This is a genomic window from Streptomyces sp. CA-243310, from assembly GCF_050936775.1.
In the GTDB taxonomy this organism is placed as follows: domain Bacteria; phylum Actinomycetota; class Actinomycetes; order Streptomycetales; family Streptomycetaceae; genus Streptomyces.
The window spans coordinates 883,746-897,160 of the sequence record NZ_JBNJMF010000001.1 but is presented as its reverse complement, the minus strand read 5'-3'; the positions used below and the strand labels follow the sequence as shown (position 1 = coordinate 897,160).

General features: G+C 70.9%; 12 protein-coding genes. 7 read left to right on the top strand and 5 right to left on the bottom strand.

The genetic code is table 11. The annotated features are described in order from the left end of the window. Positions 1-127 precede the first annotated feature (127 nt). Complete coding sequence (gene rarD / locus ACQEVM_RS04235; RefSeq protein ID WP_433075089.1) at positions 128-1,114, top strand: EamA family transporter RarD; 987 nt, start codon at positions 128-130, stop codon at positions 1,112-1,114. Positions 1,115-1,318: 204 nt separating this feature from the next. Next, positions 1,319-2,638 carry a M28 family metallopeptidase gene (locus ACQEVM_RS04230; RefSeq protein WP_433075086.1) on the top strand — a complete coding sequence of 440 codons (1,320 nt, stop codon included), beginning with the start codon at positions 1,319-1,321 and terminating at the stop codon, positions 2,636-2,638. Between the two features lie 127 nt (positions 2,639-2,765). Here ACQEVM_RS04230 and ACQEVM_RS04225 read toward each other — a convergent pair whose 3' ends face one another. The 4 genes from ACQEVM_RS04225 to ACQEVM_RS04210 form a co-directional block, all read right to left on the bottom strand. Next, complete coding sequence (locus tag ACQEVM_RS04225) at positions 2,766-3,182, bottom strand: hypothetical protein (protein WP_234350048.1); 417 nt, start codon at positions 3,180-3,182, stop codon at positions 2,766-2,768. After that, entirely contained in the window at positions 3,179-3,382 is a 204-nt protein-coding gene (locus ACQEVM_RS04220; RefSeq protein ID WP_229886015.1) for a hypothetical protein, read from the bottom strand. The genes ACQEVM_RS04225 and ACQEVM_RS04220 overlap by 4 nt, the downstream gene beginning before the upstream one ends. Before the next feature lie 119 nt (positions 3,383-3,501). Then, on the bottom strand, positions 3,502-4,716 hold the full coding sequence (locus ACQEVM_RS04215) for a LolA family protein (RefSeq protein WP_433075082.1): 1,215 nt from the start codon (positions 4,714-4,716) through the stop codon (positions 3,502-3,504). A gap of 253 nt (positions 4,717-4,969) precedes the next feature. Further along, entirely contained in the window at positions 4,970-5,980 is a 1,011-nt protein-coding gene (locus tag ACQEVM_RS04210) for a polyprenyl synthetase family protein (RefSeq protein WP_267798408.1), read from the bottom strand. A 190-nt stretch (positions 5,981-6,170) separates the two neighbouring features. Between ACQEVM_RS04210 and ACQEVM_RS04205 the strand changes: the two genes are divergently transcribed. Both ACQEVM_RS04205 and ACQEVM_RS04200 read left to right on the top strand, forming a co-directional pair. Then, positions 6,171-7,688 carry a peptide MFS transporter gene (locus tag ACQEVM_RS04205; RefSeq protein ID WP_433075077.1) on the top strand — a complete coding sequence of 506 codons (1,518 nt, stop codon included), beginning with the start codon at positions 6,171-6,173 and terminating at the stop codon, positions 7,686-7,688. Between the two features lie 31 nt (positions 7,689-7,719). Continuing rightward, a complete protein-coding gene (locus tag ACQEVM_RS04200) occupies positions 7,720-9,723 on the top strand; it encodes a CocE/NonD family hydrolase (RefSeq protein WP_433075074.1) in 2,004 nt (667 codons plus the stop codon). A 32-nt stretch (positions 9,724-9,755) separates the two neighbouring features. Here the strand turns inward: ACQEVM_RS04200 and ACQEVM_RS04195 are convergent, their stop codons facing one another. Beyond that, positions 9,756-10,562 carry an HAD family hydrolase gene (locus ACQEVM_RS04195; RefSeq protein ID WP_351385201.1) on the bottom strand — a complete coding sequence of 269 codons (807 nt, stop codon included), beginning with the start codon at positions 10,560-10,562 and terminating at the stop codon, positions 9,756-9,758. Positions 10,563-10,703: 141 nt separating this feature from the next. On the opposite strand from ACQEVM_RS04195, the gene fahA reads away from it, so the two are divergent. The 3 genes from fahA (at position 10,704) to ACQEVM_RS04180 (ending at position 13,378) form a co-directional block, all read left to right on the top strand. Continuing rightward, positions 10,704-11,927 (top strand): fumarylacetoacetase, encoded by a 1,224-nt coding sequence (gene fahA, locus ACQEVM_RS04190; RefSeq protein WP_433075070.1) that lies wholly within the window; start codon positions 10,704-10,706, stop codon positions 11,925-11,927. Between the two features lie 137 nt (positions 11,928-12,064). Further along, the gene (locus ACQEVM_RS04185; protein ID WP_433075067.1) at positions 12,065-12,679 is read left to right on the top strand and encodes a hypothetical protein; all 615 of its coding nucleotides are present in this window, start codon (positions 12,065-12,067) and stop codon (positions 12,677-12,679) included. Positions 12,680-12,778: 99 nt separating this feature from the next. Next, positions 12,779-13,378, top strand: a complete 600-nt coding sequence (locus tag ACQEVM_RS04180; RefSeq protein ID WP_433075064.1) for a Uma2 family endonuclease — start codon at positions 12,779-12,781, stop codon at positions 13,376-13,378. Positions 13,379-13,415 lie beyond the last annotated feature (37 nt).

Here is a 13,415-nt window from a genome sequence, read left to right as displayed (position 1 = left end):
CCGCCCCAGCAGCCCGGGTGTCATGAGTATCTCCCCGTTACGGGCATGACATCCGGGCTGTACGGCGATACCTTCGTGGGGTTGTGACTCGGGTGGCGAGTTGGCCGGAAGCCGTACTGGAGGCCCCGTGAAGGCAGAGAACGAGCAGCGCACGGGATTGCTCTACGGATTCGGCGCGTACGGGATGTGGGGGTTGGTCCCCCTCTTCTGGCCCCTCCTGAAGCCGTCCGGGGCGATCGAGATCCTGGCCCACCGCATGGTGTGGTCGCTCGCCGTCGTCGGGATCGCCCTCCTCGCGCTGCGCCACTGGAGCTGGATGGGCAAGCTGGTGCGCCAACCGCGCAAGCTGGCACTGACCGCCCTGGCCGCCTCCGTGATCAGCGTGAACTGGGGCCTGTACATCTGGTCGGTCAACAACGGCCAGGTCGTCGAGGCCAGCCTCGGCTACTTCATCAATCCCCTGGTCACCATCGCGATCGGCGTCCTGGTGCTCGGTGAACGGCTGCGCCGGGCCCAGTGGGTGGCCGTCGGCATCGGCTTCTCCGCGGTGCTCGTGCTGGCCATCGGGTACGGCCGACCGCCCTGGATCTCCCTGGCGCTGGCCTTCTCCTTCGCCACCTACGGGCTGATCAAGAAGAAGCTCAACATGAGCGGCCTGGAGTCGCTGACCGCGGAGACCGCGCTGCTGTTCCCGCCCGCCCTCGGCTACCTGCTGTGGCTGGCCGCGCGGGGGCAGTCCAGCTTCGCGACGGAGGGCCTCGGCCACTCCGCGCTGCTGGCCGCGACCGGGCTGGTCACCGCGGTCCCGCTGGTGTTCTTCGGTGCGGCCGCGATCCGGGTGCCGCTGTCCACGCTGGGCCTGCTCCAGTACATGGCCCCCGTGTTCCAGTTCGGGCTGGGCATCCTGTACTTCCACGAGGCGATGCCGCCCGAACGGTGGGCGGGCTTCTCCCTGGTCTGGGCCGCACTGGCCCTGCTGACCTGGGACGCGCTGCGGACCTCGCGTCGCTCCCGGGCCCATCCGGCCGCCGCCGCGACCCTCACGCCGGCCGCCGGGACAGCCGCTTCGTCGTCCGTTCCGACGGAGCCGGCGACGGCCCGCGAGCCCGCGTAACGGCCCACTCCCCCGCCCCACGATCCCCGGTACGCAATCCCGTACCGGGGATCGTCCGTTTTCCGAACCGCCCTGACCGGATTGTGGTCTTGACGAATAGTCATACTCTCGCTGAACATCAGGCTCGCACTGACGCACTCATGCTCACCCGCTCTATCCCCGCACGTTCCGTCTCATCCCCATACGGAATTCCGGAGCCCCCACATGAGCCTGTCCGTCCCTCGGCGCCTTGCCACCGTGACCGCCATCGCGGTCGCCGGCCTGTTCGCCGCCACCTCCCCCGCCGCGCTCGCCGCGCCCACGGCGGTCAACGCCGCCCCCACCCCTCCCGACATCCCGCTGGCCAACGTCAAGGCGCACCTGACGCAGCTCCAGACCATCGCCACCAACAACGGCGGCAACCGCGCCCACGGCAAGGCCGGCTACAAGGCCTCGATCGACTACGTGAAGGCCAAGCTGGACGCCGCCGGATTCACCACCAGCCTCCAGACCTTCACCTCCAGCGGCGCCACCGGCTACAACCTGATCGCGGACTGGCCGGGCGGTGACCCCAACTCCGTCCTGATGTCCGGCTCACACCTGGACTCGGTGACCGCCGGCCCCGGCATCAACGACAACGGCTCCGGATCGGCGGCCGTCCTGGAGACCGCGCTGGCCGTCTCCCGCGCCCAGCTCCAGCCCACGAAGCACCTGCGCTTCGGCTGGTGGGGCGCCGAGGAACTGGGTCTGGTCGGGTCGAAGTACTACGTCAACAGCCTGTCGGCCACCGAGAAGGCGAAGTTCTCCGGCTACCTGAACTTCGACATGATCGGCTCGCCGAACCCGGGCTACTTCGTCTACGACGACGACCCCACGATCGAGCAGACCTTCAAGAACTACTACGCGGGCCTCGGCATACCCACCGAGATAGAGACCGAGGGCGACGGACGCTCCGACCACGCGCCGTTCAAGAGCGCGGGCATCCCGGTCGGCGGCCTGTTCTCGGGCGCCGACTACACCAAGACGGCGGCCCAGGCACAGAAGTGGGGCGGCACGACCGGTCAGGCCTTCGACCGCTGCTACCACTCCTCCTGCGACACCATCGCGAACATCAACGACACCGCCCTGGACCGCAACGCGGACGCCATCGCCTACGCGATCTGGAACCTGGGCGCCGGCACCCCGGTGCCGCCCGGCAAGTCCTTCGAGAACACCGCCGACGTGAACATCCCCGACTCCCCCGGTGCCGCGGCGAGTTCGCCGGTCACCGCCTCGGGCGTCACGGGCAACGCCCCGGCGACCACCAAGGTGGACGTGAACATCGTCCACACCTACCGGGGTGACCTCCAGATCGACCTGATCGCCCCGGACGGCACCGCCTACCGGCTCAAGAACTCATCGAGTTCGGACTCGGCCGACAACGTCGTCGCCTCGTACACGGTCAACGCGTCGAGCGAGGTCGCCAACGGGATCTGGAAGCTCCAGGTCAAGGACGTGGCGGCGCAGGACGTCGGCTACATCAACAGCTGGAAGATCACCTTCTAGGACCCCGGGGACCCGGCGACCACGGGATCCCCGCACCCCTCGGGGACCAGGGGATCCCGGCGCCTCGGCGCCTCGGTTCCTCCGGAAGCCTCCGGAACCTCTCGGACCGGCCTCGCCGCACCGGTGGCTACGCGTCCTCCGCGTGGCCCCGCAGCGAGGCCGGCAGGGGTTCCCTGATGAGGCTGCGCAGTTCGTCGGCGACCGCGCCGATGTCCAACCGGCCCAGCTTCGCCGCCTCGACGAGGTCCCCCAACTCCTCCGGGGAGGGCAGTTGCTTCGCCCCGGCCACCCGCAGGTACGAGCGGGTGGCGGCGGCCGCGTAGAACTCGTTCATCGGGGATTCCAGCGCCGGGCAGACCGCGAGGGTGTGCAGAAACGCGGCGGCCCGCCACGCGGTGTCCGGGGCGGGCTGTTCGGGGACCAGGACGAGGTCGTTCTGGTGCCGGGCGACCGCGGCGGCCACCCCGGAGGGATCCCACACGGCGGGATCCGACGGAAGGTGATGGGCCAGGGCCGTCCAGGCCCACTCCATGGTGATCTTCAATTGCCGAACCGCTCCTGGAAGTAGCTCCAGTGGTCGGCGAACTCCTCGATGCCGGAGAGGAACGACTTCCGGTCCTCGTCCAGTTCACGTTCGGTGACCTCGGTGATCAACGCGGTCACCGTCGTCCCCAAAGCCGCCGCGCGCGCCTTGAGACGCTCGTGGAACTCTTCGTCCAGGCGGATGGTGACGTGTCTCGACATGGCGCTCACGGTACAGCGGTCGTGCTGTACGCAGGAGAGGAACGACGCAAGGGTGGCCGGGGACACAGGTCCCCGGCCACCCTCCTTGCCTGCGCGGCCCCTTGGCGGGGCCGGCGGGGCTACTTCGCCGAGTTGGCCGTCTTCACCAGCGCGTCCTTGGTGACGGCGCCGACGTAGACCTTGCCGTCGTCGGTGATCAGCGCGTTGACCAGGCGGGTCGAGAAGACCCGACCGGAACCGAACGAGCCGTTGACCTTCTCACCGAGCGAGTCGATGAACTGCTTGGCCTCCTTGGGGGCGTCCTTGCCGTTCGCCGCGGCCTCGGCGTCCTTGAGGCCCTTGCCGCCCGGCACGGAGATCTGTGCGACCGTCGCCCAGCCCTCGCCGAGCACCTTCACGTCGCCGTCGCCGGCGCCGCCGGTCAGGGCACCGAGGCCCGGGAAGGCGTCCAGGCCCTTCCACTCCTTGCCGTGTTCGCCCTTGCCGCCCTTGTCCGCCTCGGCGGCACCCTCGGTCACCTTGGCGCCCTTGGGCGGGGTGAAGGCGAAGACGTCGGCGGCCGGCTTGGCGAAGTCCACCTTGGTGAAGCCGGCGTCCACGATCGGCTTGCCGCCCTGGCTGGACAGCAGCTGCACGCGCAGCGGCACGCCGTTCTTGGCGTCGACCGAGATCTGGACGGAGCCCACGGTGGAACCGGACTGCTTGGGCTTCAGCACGAGCTGGTAGGCGTCCCGGCCGGCCACCTGCGCGGTGTCGCCGACGCTGACGTCGGTGGTCGTGCCGGCGGCCTTCAGGACGTCCTGGGCCAGCTGCTGGGGCGAGGCGCCGAGCCGGTCGGCCGTCTTGTGGCCGTCCTTGCCCTGGGATGCCGCCGCCTCGTGCTTCTCGTGCCAGGCCTCCTTGGACTGGCTGTCGTAGCCCCACACGTCCGTGCCGTTGTGGATGAGGCTGTACTCGTCCTTGCCGTCAAGGAACGTGAGCTTCTGGCGATCCGGCCCGTCGGCCGCGACGCGGAAGGTGTGCGTGCCGTTGGCCAGCTGCGCGACCTTGTCCTGCGGGTCGGCCGAGCCGCCCGCGACGCCCCCGCCGCCGAGCAGCCCGCTCGCCAGGGTCGGCAGGCCGAGGTCGGTGCTGATGCGGGCGCTGCCGGACAGCTCCTGGACGTCCGAGGCGGCGATCTTCTCGATCAGCTGCTGGGCCGTCACCTTCGGCAGGTCCGGTCCTCCGGCGTTCGCGAAGGCCGGGACCATCGCGATGGTCGCCGCGGCCACCCCGAACACCGCGACCGGTACGGCGTACCGAGCGGCCTTGTGGGTCTTCGTGTTCGTTGCCATGTCTCTGCCCTACCTCTGTGTGTACGGCGGCGACCTACCCGTCATGCATGTACACGTCCACCCCGCGCCGCCACTCTCACCCGATCTGGTGGGGATGTGCCTCCATCTGACCAAAGAAGAGGGCAGTGGGGCGTCACTCCCCGGACTCAAGTTCGCGTACCTCCCAGGGATGACACGACACGGGCCCGGCATCCCCCACCCGTAGGGGTTGCCGGGCCCGTTCCGCGGTCGCGGGGGATGTCCGTCGCGGGGCTCAGCCCGCGCGGTGCACCACCGCGTCGCACAGTTCTTCGAGCGCCGACTTGGCGAAGCACTCGGGCAGCGGCGCGAGCGTCGCCCGCGCCTCCTGCGCGTACCGGATCGTGTCCCGTCGGGCCTGTTCCAGGGCCGGGTGGACGCGCAGCCGGGACAGCACCTCGGCGTGTCGGGCGTCGTCCGTGAGATCGCCGTCCAGCAGCCCCACGAGCTCCAGGTCGTCCGGGTTCCCGTCCCGCTCCGCCATCTCGCGCAGCCGCAGCACGGGCAGCGTGGGGATGCCCTCGCGCAGGTCGGTGCCGGGGGTCTTGCCGGACTCGTGCGAGTCGGAGGCGATGTCGAGGACGTCGTCGGCGAGCTGGAAGGCGGTGCCGAGCCGCTCCCCGTACTGGGTCAGGATGTCGACGACCGACTCGTCGGCGCCGGACATCAGCGCGCCGAAGCGGCCGGAGACCGCGATCAGCGAGCCGGTCTTGCCGGCGATGACGTCGAGGTAGTGGGCGACCGGGTCGCGGCCGTCCCGGGGACCGGCCGTCTCCAGGATCTGGCCCGTCACCAGGCGCTCGAAGGCCTCCGCCTGGATGCGGACGGCCTCGGGCCCGAGGTCGGCGAGGATGTGCGAGGCGCGGGCGAACAGGAAGTCACCCGTCAGGACGGCCACGGAGTTGCCCCAGCGGGCGTTCGCGCTCTCCACGCCGCGACGCACGTCCGCCTCGTCCATGACGTCGTCGTGGTAGAGCGTGGCCAGGTGGGTCAGCTCCACCACCACGGCGGACGGCACGATGCCCGGGGCGTAGGGATCCCCGAAGCGGGACGCGAGCATCACCAGCAGCGGCCGGAACCGCTTGCCTCCGGCCCGCACCAGGTGCTGCGCGGCCTCGGTGATGAAGGGGACTTCGCTCTTGGTGGCCTCCAGCAGACCCGCCTCGACGGCGGCCAGTCCGGCCTGGACATCGGTCTCAAGAGCCTGGTCCCGCACGCTCAGTCCGAACGGCCCGACGACGGTCACGAGGGGTACTCCTGTCTGCTGACGATCACCTTGACGATCACATGGATTGTCGATGTGTCGCTGCCATCACTCAAGCCAGCGTATCCGGTCTGTTTTCGATCACGCAGAGCGCCTGCCCGGCCGCCACGCGCGCACCGCCCGAAGCGCACCGGTATGTTCTGGAGGACCCGAAACAACCAGAGAAGGCGTTTTGTCCAGAACTGCAGCCGATCGAGACGAGCCGAACGAACCGGAGGCGGACCAACCGCCACCGGAGGACGACCACGCCTTCCTCGGACACCCCAGGGGTCTGGCCACGCTTTCCGGACTGGAGGTCTGGGAGCGCTTCTCGTTCCTGGGCATGCAGGCCATCCTCGTCCTCTATTTCGCGGACACGGTGGCGAACGGCGGCCTGGGGATGGGCCCGGGCGCCGCGGCCTCCGTCTCGGCGGCCTACGGGACCATGGTCTACCTCGTCTCCGTCGCCGGCGGATGGCTCGCCGACCGGATCCTCGGTTCCTATCGAGCGGTGCTCTACGGCGGCGTCCTGATCGCCTGCGGCCACTACGCCATGGCCGTGCCGACCGCCGTCATGACGTGGGTGGGACTCGGTCTGATCAGCGCGGGCACCGGCCTGCTCAAGCCCAACGTGGCCAGCATGGTCGGCAGGCTCTACCGGACCGACGACCAGCGGCGCGACGCGGGCTTCGCCCTGTACTACATGGCGATCAACATCGGCGCGTTCGCCGGCCCCCTGATCACCGCGTGGCTCGGTGAGAACGAGGGCTGGCACTGGGGATTCTCCGCCGCCGCCATCGGCATGACCGCGGGGCTGATCCAGTACGTCCTGGGCCGCCGCCATCTGGCCGGACGGAAGCACTCGGCCGAGTTCGCGCTCGCCCCCGACGCGATGCGCACGGCGGTGTGGCGGATCGTCGGCGGGCTGCTCCTGGTGGCCGTCGCGGCCACCGTGCTCGCCCTGGCCGGTTGGCTCACCATGGGCCGGTTCGTGGACCTGCTGACCCTGATCTCGGTGATCGCCCCGGTCGTCTACTTCGTGGTGATGTTCCGCAGCCCCGAGGTGACGCCCGCGGAGCGGGGACGACTGCGCCCGTACGTGGTCCTCTTCCTGGCCTCGGTCGCGTTCAACTTCATCCTCTTCCAGGCGTACTCGACCATGATGCTGCTGGCCTCGACGAACGCCCGCACGGAGATCCTCGGCTTCCACTTCCCCGCCGGCTGGTACGCCTCGGCGCTCGGCGCCTTCGAGGTGGCGCTGGCGCCGGTCGTGGCCGCGCTGTGGGCCCGGATGGGCAGCCGACAGCCGCACGCCTCCAACAAGATCGCCATCGGGGTGATCCTGGGCGGTCTGTCGTTCCTGCTGATGGTCGTCCCCACGTCCGGGCACGCCGACGACACCTACAAGATGGCCGCCTGGTGGATCGTCGGCTCCTACCTGCTGCTGGGCCTCGGCGACGTGCTGCTGGAGACCTCCGGCATGTCCGCCACCACCAAACTCGCACCGAAGGCGTACGCGAGCCAGACGATGGCCCTGTGGTTCCTCTCCCTGGCCCTGGCCAACGGCATCCAGGCCCAGGTGGTGAAGGTCTACGGGCAGGTCTCGAACCCCGTCTACTTCGGCGTGAACGGTGCCATCGCGGTGGCCGCCGGCCTCGTCGTGCTCGCCCTGGCGCCCTGGCTCAAGCGCACCATGCACCCCGTCCACTGAGGCCGACCGGCGATCGGAGACTGGTTCCCGCATGATCATCCGTACCGATTTCCCGTACGCGACCACCCGCGAGGATGTCCGGATCCCGCTGTCCGACGGGGTCGAGCTGTACGCCCGGATCTGGCGCCCGGTCACCGACGAGCCCGTGCCCGCCCTGCTGGAGTACCTCCCGTACCGGCTCACCGACTGGACCGCGCCCCGCGACTGGCAGCGGCACCCCTGGTACGCGGGCCACGGCTACGCCTCCGTACGCGTCGACGTGCGCGGTCACGGGTGCAGCGGCGGCGACCCGGGCGACGAGTACGACGCCCGGGAGCTCGCCGACGGCGTCGCGGTGGTGGAGTGGCTCGCCGCACGGCCGTGGTGCACGGGCGCGGTGGGCATGTTCGGGATCTCCTGGGGCGGCTTCAACAGCCTCCAGATCGCCGCGCTCGCCCCCGAGGCGCTGAAGGCGGTCGTCACCGTCTGCTCCACCGACGACCGCTACGACAACGACGTGCACTACATGGGCGGCTCGGTGCTGGCCGTGGACATGCACGCCTGGGCCTCCACGATGCTGGCCTTCGCCTCCCGGCCGCCGGACCCGCTGTACGCGGGCGAGGGCTGGCGGGAGCAATGGCTCGCCCGGCTGGAGGCCGTGGAGCCGCTGATCCACACCTGGCTCGGGCACCAGACCCGGGACGACTACTGGCGCCACGGCAGCGTCTGCGAGGACTACTCCGCCGTCGGCGCGGCGGTACTGGCCGTCGGCGGCTGGCACGACCCGTACCGGGACACGGTGCTGCGCCTGGTCGAGCACCTGCCGGCGGGCCGGGTGCGGGGGCTGATCGGCCCCTGGTCGCACCAGTACCCCGACCGCGGTCTGCCGCCGGGCCCGGCCATCGGTTTCCTCCAGGAGACGCTGCGCTGGTGGGACCACTGGCTCCGGGGCGAGGACAACGGGGTCATGGACGAGCCGCTGCTGCGTTCCTGGATCAGCGAGTCCCACCCGCCGGCCACCGTCTACGACCGCCTGGAGGGCCGCTGGGTCGGCGACACCGCCTGGCCCTCGCCCTCGGTCGTCCCCGTCTCCTACGGGCTCCAGGGCCCGCCCGTGGCCGTCGCCTCGCCGCAGCACACCGGCCTGGACGCGGGGCGGTTCTTCCCCTTCGGCAACGACGCGGACCTGCCGCCGGACCAGCGCGAGGAGGACGCCAAGTCGGCCTGCTTCGAGTTCCCCGTGGCGCCGGGCGAACCGGTGGAGATCCTCGGCCGGCCCTCGGTCACCCTGCGGCTGCGGATGGACGTCCCGTACGGACAGGTGATCGCCCGACTGTGCGACGTGGCCCCGGACGGGTCCTCCACCCTGGTCACGCGGGGCGTGCTGAACCTGTCCGCGCGGCGCGGTCGGGACAGGGCGGTGCCGTGGCCGGTGGGCGCGACCGAGGACGTCACCTTCGAGCTGAACGGCATCGGCCACGCCTTCCCGCCGGGACACCGGATCCGACTGGCGGTGTCCTCCGCGTACTGGCCCTGGATCTGGCCGCGGGCGGGCTCCGAGGCCGGGTGGACGCTCGACCCGGCCGGCAGCACCCTCGAACTCCCCCTGCGCACGCCCGGTCCCGCCGACCGCGGGATCGTCTTCGAGGCCCCGGAGCAGTCCGAGCCGCTGCGCGTGGTGTACCCCGACACCCTGGAGGAGCCCCGGCCGGAGCGGGTCGTCGTGCGCGACGTCGCGGCCGGGACCTGGCGGCTGGAGGTGGACCCCCGCTACGGGGGGACGCGGGTGTACCCGGACGGGCTGGAGTTCTCCGAGGACGCGGTGGAGGTGTACGAGATCGACTCCCGCGACCCGCTGTCCGCCCGCACCCGGTCGGACTGGCGGATCCGGTTGCACCGGCCGGACCTGGGCTGGGACACGCGGGTGGAGACCCGGTCGGAGATCCGTTGCGACGAGGGCGGGTTCCTGACGTCAAACGAGGTGGTGTGCCGGGAGGGCGACGAGGTGGTCTTCCACCGGACGTGGGAACGGCGCCTGCCGAGGGCGGCGGGCTGACGCCCCGGCCGCCCTCCGGCCGCCCGGCCGGGTCAGCCGTAGAGGCGCTCCAGCACCACCGCGATGCCGTCGTCCTCGTTCGACAGCGTCAGTTCGTCGGCGACGGCCACCAGCTCGCGGTGCGCGTTGGCCATGGCCACGCCGTGGGCCGCCCACGCGAACATCGGGACGTCGTTGGGCATGTCCCCGAAGGCGATCGTCGAGGACGCCGGGAGGTCCAGGACCTCAGCCGCCCGGGCCAGGCCGCTCGCCTTGTCGATGCCCGGCGGCTGGAGTTCCACGGTGTGTTCCCCGGCCATCGTCACGTTGACGAGGTCGCCGACCACCCCCCGCGCGACCCGGGTCAGTTCGTCGTCGTCCAGGCGCGGGTGCTGGAGCAGCACCTTGTTGATGGGGGCGGACCACAGGCCCGCCCGGCTGTGGACGCGGACCGTCGGCAGGTGCGGGTGCCACATCCGGTAGCCGGGCCCTATCAACATCTCCGCGTTCACCCCTTCCTGGTTCACGGCGGCGTAGACCTCGCCGATCTCCGCCTCGATCTTTCCGAGGGCGACCTCGGCGAGGCCCCGGTCCATGGACACGGAGTGCAGCAGGCGTCCGCGCGCCGCGTCGTACACCTGCGCTCCCTGCCCGCACACCGCGAGCCCCGTGTAACCGAGACCGTCGAGTACGTGGCGAACCTGCGGGACCGGGCGGCCGGTCACGATGATGTGCTGGGCGCCGGCCGCTCGGGCGGTCGCGAGGGCCTTGTGGGAGCGGGCCGAGACGGTGTCTCCGGCGCGCAGCAGAGTCCCGTCCAGGTCGGTGGCCACTAGTGCATAGGGGAGGGCGGAAGTCACCCCGCCAAGGATACGGACCCCCTCGGACAAGTCCTACAAATAGCGCAGGAATCCGGCCTCCCGCCCGCCCCACCGGCCACGTAACGTGTCAACCAGCCCCCGGGACACCCCCGGACCGCGTCGAAAGCGAGGCAGTAACCCATGCCCCAGCAGAGCCCCCTCGATGTTCCCGAGGGCGACCCGTTCGGGCCGCACAACCTCCCCTACGGCGTGTTCTCCACCTCCGGGGACCCGCGCCGGCGGATCGGGGTACGGATCGGCGGGCACGTGCTCGACGCCGGGGCGGCGGCCGTCGCGCTCGGCTCCCCGTACGCCGAACTCCTCGGCCGGGACTCCCTCAACCCGCTGCTCGCCGCGGGCCGCACGGCCTGGCGCGACGTGCGTCGGGCGCTGACCGCCTGGGTCACCGATCCGGGCCACCGGCCCGCCGTGGAGCCGCACCTGCTGCCGCTGGACGCCGTGGAGCTGCACCTGCCGTACGAGGTCGCCGACTACGTCGACTTCTACGCGAGCGAGCACCACGCCACCAACGTCGGACGGATGTTCCGACCGGACGGCGACGCCCTCACCCCCAACTGGAAGCACCTGCCGATCGGCTACCACGGCCGCGCCGGCACCCTCGTGGTGTCCGGCACCGACGTGGTGCGTCCCTCCGGCCAGCGCAAGACCCCCGCCGATCCGACGCCCGTCTTCGGGCCGAGCGTCAAGCTCGACATCGAGGCCGAGGTCGGCTTCGTCGTCGGCACCCCGTCCGAACAGGGCCGCCCGGTGCCGCTGGCCGACTTCGAGGACCACGTCTTCGGGCTGTTCCTGCTCAACGACTGGTCCGCGCGGGACATCCAGGCCTGGGAGTACGTGCCGCTCGGCCCGTTCCTCGGCAAGTCCTTCGCCACCTCCGTCTCCGCCTGGGTGACCCCCCTGGAGGCCCTCGACTCGGCCCGCGTCGCCCCGCCCGCCCGGGACTTCCCGCTGCTGCCCTACCTCGACGACGCCGACAGCGACCGCCCCGGCGGCTTCGACCTGCACATCAGCGTCGCCCTCAACGGGCACGAGGTGGCCCGGCCGCCGTTCTCCTCGATGTACTGGACGGCCGCCCAGCAGCTGGCCCACATGACCGTCAACGGGGCCTCCCTGCGCACCGGCGACGTGTACGGCTCCGGCACCGTCAGCGGCCCGGACGTCGACCAGCGCGGCTCGCTCCTGGAACTCACCTGGAACGGCCGCGACGCCATCGAACTGGCCGACGGCAAGCGCACGTTCCTGGAGGACGGCGACGTCGTCACCCTCACCGCCTGGGCCCCCGGCGCCGACGGCACCCGCGTCGGCATCGGCGAGGTCACCGGCCGCGTCGTGGCCGGCCGCTAGGCGCTGCCCCCGGGGTGCTCCCGGGTCGCACCCACTCCTTTGGGTGCGGCCCGCGTGCGCACCCCGGGAAGCCCCGCGAGGGTGGACGCACGGGACGGGACAACCGTGCCTCCGTACCGCCACCGCGAGGAGCCGCCATGCACGCACGCCGCCGGAAGACCGTTCTCACCTGCGTGGCCGCCGTGTCGCTCGGGCTGGCCGGCGTGGCCCCGGCGCACGGCGTCGACGGCCCGGCGCCCGACCCGCGCGACGGGCAGGCCATGAGGGACATGGCGACGGCGATCCGGGTGACGGCCAAGTACGTGGACGAGCGGCAGGCCCTCAAGGACGGGTACGTCCCGCACGGCGAGAGCTGCATGAACAACCCGTTCGGGGCGGGCGCGATGGGCTACCACTACGTCAAGCAGGCCAACTGGGGTTCGAAGGACCCCGCCAGGCCGACCGCGCTCCTCTACAGCAGCGAGAAGGACCGCAACGGCCGCCGCCGGCTGGAGACCGTCGAGTGGATGTCCACCGACCGGGACCAGGACCTGAAGACGAAGGACGACCGGCCGAGCATGTTCGGGCTCCCCTTCGACGGGCCGATGCCGGGTCACTGGGCGGGCATGCCCAAGCACTACGACCTGCACATGTGGGCGTACAAGAAGAACCCGGCGGGCCGCTTCCACAACTGGAACACGGCCATGTCCTGCCCGAAGAAGGCCGGCTCCAAGACCATGCCGGCGAACCCCGGACACGCGCACGGCCACTAGGCGCCGTCGTCAAGTGCCGGACGCACATGACTCACCCGGAAGGGCGGTGTTCCGCGGATGCCCGGCGCTACGCTGGTCGCACTCGCGAGACTCCGGCTCATGGGAGCACTGATGAACCCGGAACACAGCTGGCCGGTCCCCCCCGAGGGCGGCTGGACCGCGGACGACCTGGACACGCTTCCGAATCTGCCTCCGCACACGGAGCTGATCGACGGGAGCCTGATCTTCGTGAGTCCGCAGCCCCTCTTCCACACACGGGCGGTCGACTTCTTCACTTCGGGACTGCGGTCGCTGGTCCCGGACGGCCTGGAAGTCTTGCGCGAGTTCACGATCGACATCGACCGGCGCAACCGCCCCGAACCCGATGTCGTCGTGTTCCGTGAGGACGTGCTCACGGACATGGCCCAGACACGGTTCGCCGCAGAGGCGGTCCTGCTGGCGATCGAGGTGGTCTCCCCCGAGTCCGTCGACCGCGACCGCGAGACCAAGCCCCTGAAGTACGCACGAGCGGGGATCCCGCACTACTGGCGGGTCGAGAACAAGGACGGCCGTGCCGTCGTCTACGTCTTCGAACGCGAGCCGGTCAGTGGCGGGTACATCGCCACCGGCATCTTCCACGACCGCCTGAAGGTCTCCGTGCCCTTCATCGTCGACCTGGACCTCACCACCATCACGACGAAGCGGACCCGCCCCGAGTAGCCCTCCGGCCGTACGCAGGACCGGGCCCGGCCCCCCA

What these genes read in the sequence shown, in the direction of transcription:
- fahA (WP_433075070.1), top strand. Translation starts at nt 10,704, where the DNA reads ATGCCCCAGCAGAGCCCCCTCGATGTTCCCGAGGGCGACCCGTTCGGG.
- ACQEVM_RS04230 (WP_433075086.1), top strand. Translation starts at nt 1,319, where the DNA reads ATGAGCCTGTCCGTCCCTCGGCGCCTTGCCACCGTGACCGCCATCGCG.
- ACQEVM_RS04180 (WP_433075064.1), top strand. Translation starts at nt 12,779, where the DNA reads ATGGGAGCACTGATGAACCCGGAACACAGCTGGCCGGTCCCCCCCGAG.
- ACQEVM_RS04215 (WP_433075082.1), bottom strand. Translation starts at nt 4,716, where the DNA reads ATGGCAACGAACACGAAGACCCACAAGGCCGCTCGGTACGCCGTACCG.
- ACQEVM_RS04220 (WP_229886015.1), bottom strand. Translation starts at nt 3,382, where the DNA reads ATGTCGAGACACGTCACCATCCGCCTGGACGAAGAGTTCCACGAGCGT.
- ACQEVM_RS04200 (WP_433075074.1), top strand. Translation starts at nt 7,720, where the DNA reads ATGATCATCCGTACCGATTTCCCGTACGCGACCACCCGCGAGGATGTC.
- ACQEVM_RS04185 (WP_433075067.1), top strand. Translation starts at nt 12,065, where the DNA reads ATGCACGCACGCCGCCGGAAGACCGTTCTCACCTGCGTGGCCGCCGTG.